Here is a 5,010-nt window from a genome sequence, read left to right as displayed (position 1 = left end):
GCCTGGCAGACCTGGGCGCCCGCGTGATTAAAATCGAACGCCCCGAAGGCGGTGATGACTGCCGTAACCTCTACCTTTCGGATTGCGTACTGGAAAACGAATCCACGCTGTTCCACGCGATCAACCGCGACAAGGAAGGCTTCGTTGCAGACCTGAAAGATCCAGGACAGCGCGCGGAAATTCACAGCCTGATCCAGCGCGCAGACATTCTGATTGCGAATTTCCGCCCCGGAGTCATGGCGCGGCTCGGGCTCGACTACCCGTCGGTGAAGGCAATCAATCCTCAACTGATTTACGGTGAAATCACCGGCTACGGCAATGAAGGCCCGTGGAAGAATCGCCCGGGCCAGGATTTGCTCCTGCAATCCCTCTCCGGCCTCACCTGGCTTTCCGGAAGTAGTAAAGATGGCCCTGTCGCCATGGGCGTGCCCGTCGCCGACATCTTTACCGGTGCACAACTGGTACAGGGAATTCTCGCCGCCGTGTTCGGACGTGCAATGTCGGGAGAAGGTGCTCATGTAGAGGTCAGCATGCTGGAGGCCATGATCGATTTCCAGTTCGAACCTCTAACCATTGTGCTACACGACCCCTCGCAAAAAATCGAGCGCGCACGCGTGAACGGCGCCCATACACTGGTCGCGGGCGCCTACGGCTTTTACCGCACATCCGACGGCTATATTGCGCTGTCCATGGGGCGCGTGGCCGACCTGGCACAACTGCTCGATTGCGCCGCGCTGCTGCCCTATAGCGATCCGGACTGTGCCTTCCGCGAACGCGACGCAATCAAACAAATCCTCGCCGACCACATGCCTACGCAATCCACCACGCACTGGCTTGGATTACTGGAGCCCGCCGATATCTGGTGCGCCGAAGTACTCGACTGGGATCAGCTGATGAATCACGACGGCTTTAAACGCCTGGACATGCTGCAACACATTCCACTGGATGGTGGAGGCGCACTCACCACCAGCCGATGCCCCATCCGCATTGACGAGTCCATCCTGTGGGGCAATAAACCGGCCCCCAAACTTGGGCAGCACCGGAATGCCATTCTGCAAGAAATGAAAAATAATGGAGGCGGTAATGAGAGAAAATAACCAGAACGGCAATGTCATTCTCACCGTGGAGGAGGATGGAATCGCGCGTATCAGCCTGAACCTTGCGCCGGCGAATGCGTACCACAATTCATTCCTGAGCGAGATAGGTGCAGCGATCAAGGAGGTGGATCAGAACCCGTCCATCCGCGTCGTCATCATCGACAGCAGTCTGTCACGTTTCTTCTGTGCCGGTGCTGATATCAAGGTGTTCTCCAGCAATTCCGTGGAGCAAAACCTCGAGCTGGTAATGCAGGCCCGCGCCAATGCCAATGCCATTGAAAACGGTAGCGCAATCTATATCGCGCAAGTTGCCGGTCACTGCCTGGGCGGCGGACTGGAAATCGCCATGGCCTGCGACTTCATCTTTGCCGCCGAGGGCGACTACCGCTTTGGTCTGCCGGAAATCAAGCTGGGTTTGATTCCCGGCAATGGCGGCACTCAGCGTCTGGTGCGCCGCATCGGGCGCCGTGCTGCACTGGAAATTCTGCTGACTGGCGATACCTTCGGCGTTTGTCATGCTCAGGAGCTGGGATTGTTGGACGGACTGTACACTCCTGAAGCATTGGCCGAAGGCACCATGAATTTCGCAAGAGAACTGGCCCGCGCACCGGGTTTCGCCATGGCTGCCACAAAGCGCGCCGTGCGTGAAGGCAGTTCCCTGCCGCTGAATAGCGCCCTGCAACTGGAGGCCGAACTCGCGGACTCCCTCTACCGCACGGAAGATGCAAAGGAAGGTCTGAACGCGTTTCTCGAGAAACGTGCACCAAAATTCAATCAGTAATACGCAAGAAAAGATAAAAGCCCGAGGGAGAAGATGATGAGCGATACCCAACAACATTATCAGTGCTACATCGATGGCGAATGGATAGATAGCGCCGACAAACTTACCGTTGAAAACCCGGCAACCGGCGCAGTATTCGCCAGCGTCCCGGACTGTACACTGGCGCAGGCCGATGCTGCCCTGGCCTCGTCACAGCGCGCACTGCAAAGCTGGAAACACCTGCCGGCCATCGAGCGCGGCCGCCATCTTCTCCGCCTGGTGGAAAATCTGAAACCCAAGCGGGATCACTTCGCGCGACTGCTGGTGCTGGAACAGGGAAAAACCCTGAATGAAGCCTACGGCGAGTTCGACGATACGCTGAATTATCTGACCTATTCCGCCGAGGCCGCCCGCCGTCTCGAAGGCAACATCTTTCCGTCGGACAGCCCCAACGAACAACTGTGGATCCAGAAAGTTCCCTTCGGCGTTACCATCGGACTGTGCGCCTTCAATTATCCGCTGGCCCTTATCGGCCGCAAGGTCGGTCCCGCACTGGTGACCGGCAACACCATGATCATCAAACCCCATGAGGCGACCCCGGTCACCGCGATGGAATTTGCCAAAGTGGTGGAAGAAGCCGGTATTCCCAAGGGCGTGATCAACGTTATCAGCGGCTCTGGTATCGCCGTGGGTGAGCATTTGGTAAAAAGCCCCATCACCCAGCTGGTTAGCCTTACCGGCAGCATCCGCGCGGGTCAGGCCATCTGTCGCTCGGTGGCCGAAAATGTCACCGCGGTATCCCTGGAACTTGGCGGCAAGGCTTCCTTCATTGTCCTGGACGACGCCGACCTTGATAAAGCCGTAGATGCCGTGGTGATCTCCCGCTACGCGAACTGCGGTCAGGTCTGCATTTGTGCCGAACTGGTTCTGGTACACGAAAATCTGGCCGAAGAGTTCACCCGCAAAGTGGTCGAGAAGGTCAGGCAGCTGACCGTGGGCAACCCGATGGAAAACCCCAACATGGGACCTTCGGTGACAGCGCAGGGATTGGACCGGGTGGATTCCATCGTGCAGGAAACCATCAATGCCGGCGCATCCCTGGAGTGTGGCGGAGGCCGCCCCGAAGGCGAGGCATTCGCCAAGGGCAACTGGTATATGCCAACGGTACTGTCGGGCGTAACCGCGGACATGGCGGCGGCACGGGAAGAAATTTTCGGGCCGGTGCTGCCGATCGTCACCATTTCTTCCTACGAGGAAGCGGTGGAAATCACCAACCGCCGCAACGACGGCCTGAGCTGCTACCTGTGGACCAATAACTACCGCACCATTATGGATGCGATTGCACGCCTGGAAGTCGGCACCGTATTCGTCAACAAACAAATCGTCGGCTACATCCAGGGTTATCACTCCGGCCACAAGCGCAGCGGTATTGGCGGCGAGGATGGTATCTACGGAATCGAAGGCTATCTGCAGAAACGTGCGGTGTACCTGAACTGCAATTAAAAGAAGCACAAAAACGGAGGCGATTGCCTCCGTTTCTTTTTAAGAACAATAACGAGAGCAAACATCATGTCCAAACACTACATCATGTTCGAACACCAGGGCGCCAGCGCCATAGAGGCCACCGAAGCGCCTGACTTTACCAGTCACGAGAACATGCCAGGCTGGAAAGCGCGCGCAGTGGAAGACGCCGGCACTTTCATGTTCCAGTTCGAGATTGAACCCTACGCGGTGGAATATCCCATCCACACGTCGGATGAAGCCTGGCTGGCGTATGTCGTCAGTGGCCACGGCATCCTGTATGCAGGCGATGCGGAAGAAAAACGAACCGAAGGAGTCAATTATTCGGCCGGTGACTTTATTACCTTCAGGCCCAACACACCGCACGGCTGGATGAACGGCAATGACAAGAGTGTCATCCTATTTACCAAGCGATCGAATTAAATTCGTCGCTATCAATACCCGCCATGTTCCGGTCCGCGGAACAGCACTGAAAATGCAGGGCTTCAGACCGATGAAGCCTGCGCGCTCTATTTCTTAAGATTCATCCGCAGCAGCGTTTTGTGGGCGGTGATATACACCGCGGATTGATCACCATTGAATTCAAGGTTGGCGGCCACACTGGGTGTGTGAATTTTTGCCAGTACGATTCCGTATGGGTCGAACAACCAGACGCCCCCCGGACCCGTGGCAAAGACGATTCCCGAGCTGTGCACTTTCAGACCGTCCGGCAGGCCGTGGGCAGCCTCTTCCGCGGCTATCTCACCCATGTCTGTCCGATAAAACACCCGTCGCTCGCCGACCTCGCCATCCTGCCCAACATCATAGGCATACCACGCTGGCACCTCAGGGTCTGAGGCGGCCACGTACAGCGTGCGCTCATCCGCGGACAGCGCTATGCCGTTGGGGTACAGGATTCCGCGGTCGACAAGCTGCAGGCGGCCATCGGGATGCAGCGCATATACACCCTGGAAATCCAGATCTTTCTCAGGATCGTCCAGCTGTTGCTTGAGTCCGTAGGGTGGATCCGTAAAAAACAGTATGCCGCTGTTATGCAGCACGCCGTCGTTCGGGCTGTTCAATCGCCCCTGATCGAACCTGCTGGCAACCACCTCGAAGCGACTCTCGGGCTTGGCCAGGGGCGCGTCCATCAGCGCCACCTGTCTCGACCTGGACTGCAGCAACAGCAATTTCTTTTGCTGCCACAGGAGTAGGCCATTGGAAAAGCCACTGTCTTCGAGATAGACAGAGACACCCTCTCCCGGAAGGTAGCGATACACGCGGTGATTCGGGAGATCCGAAAACAACAGGCTGTCTTTTTCGAAGCCACCCTCCTCCGGGTTCGCCTTGACCCAAACAGGCCCTTCCGTCCACTCAAAACTCTCGGCGAGTAATTCCAGTTCGGAACCCCGCTCGAGTAACTCCAGTGCCCGAGAATCGAAAATTTCCACGGTGGCGGTTGTGACGGCATATGCACTATTTACCAACACTCCAAGCAGCGCGGCAACTAGCCAGATAGCGCCGACATTTCGCTTACTGTGCATCGGCGGCAGTATCCAGCATGGTGCCAAAACGGCGCGGGTACAGTTCGCGATTTACCGCGGTCGCCGCGTCTACCAAAGGCTGGTAGGGAATGTCGGTGACACTGACAAA

5 protein-coding genes are annotated in these 5,010 nt (G+C 57.1%); 4 read left to right on the top strand and 1 reads right to left on the bottom strand.

Annotated features, from left to right (window positions below):
• From VIL80_RS02125 to VIL80_RS02110, 4 genes are all read left to right on the top strand, one after another.
• Window positions 1–1,097: CaiB/BaiF CoA transferase family protein (locus tag VIL80_RS02125; protein WP_332034512.1), on the top strand; the 1,097-nt coding region annotated here is incomplete at its 5' end.
• Complete coding sequence (locus tag VIL80_RS02120; protein ID WP_332034511.1) at window positions 1,084–1,878, top strand: enoyl-CoA hydratase/isomerase family protein; 795 nt, start codon at window positions 1,084–1,086, stop codon at window positions 1,876–1,878. The genes VIL80_RS02125 and VIL80_RS02120, both read left to right, overlap by 14 nt.
• A 36-nt stretch (window positions 1,879–1,914) precedes the next feature.
• A complete protein-coding gene (locus VIL80_RS02115; RefSeq protein ID WP_332034510.1) occupies window positions 1,915–3,360 on the top strand; it encodes an aldehyde dehydrogenase family protein in 1,446 nt (481 codons plus the stop codon).
• A gap of 66 nt (window positions 3,361–3,426) precedes the next feature.
• Window positions 3,427–3,801, top strand: a complete 375-nt coding sequence (locus tag VIL80_RS02110) for a cupin domain-containing protein (protein ID WP_332034509.1) — start codon at window positions 3,427–3,429, stop codon at window positions 3,799–3,801.
• 86 nt (window positions 3,802–3,887) lie between these two features.
• On the opposite strand, the gene VIL80_RS02105 is transcribed toward VIL80_RS02110, so the two are convergent.
• Window positions 3,888–4,901 carry an SMP-30/gluconolactonase/LRE family protein gene (locus VIL80_RS02105; RefSeq protein WP_332034508.1) on the bottom strand — a complete coding sequence of 338 codons (1,014 nt, stop codon included), beginning with the start codon at window positions 4,899–4,901 and terminating at the stop codon, window positions 3,888–3,890.
• Window positions 4,902–5,010: the final 109 nt, after the last annotated feature.

Source organism: Microbulbifer sp. (assembly GCF_036563125.1).
Lineage (GTDB): Bacteria > Pseudomonadota > Gammaproteobacteria > Pseudomonadales > Cellvibrionaceae > Microbulbifer.
This window is presented reverse-complemented; position numbering and strand designations above follow the sequence as displayed.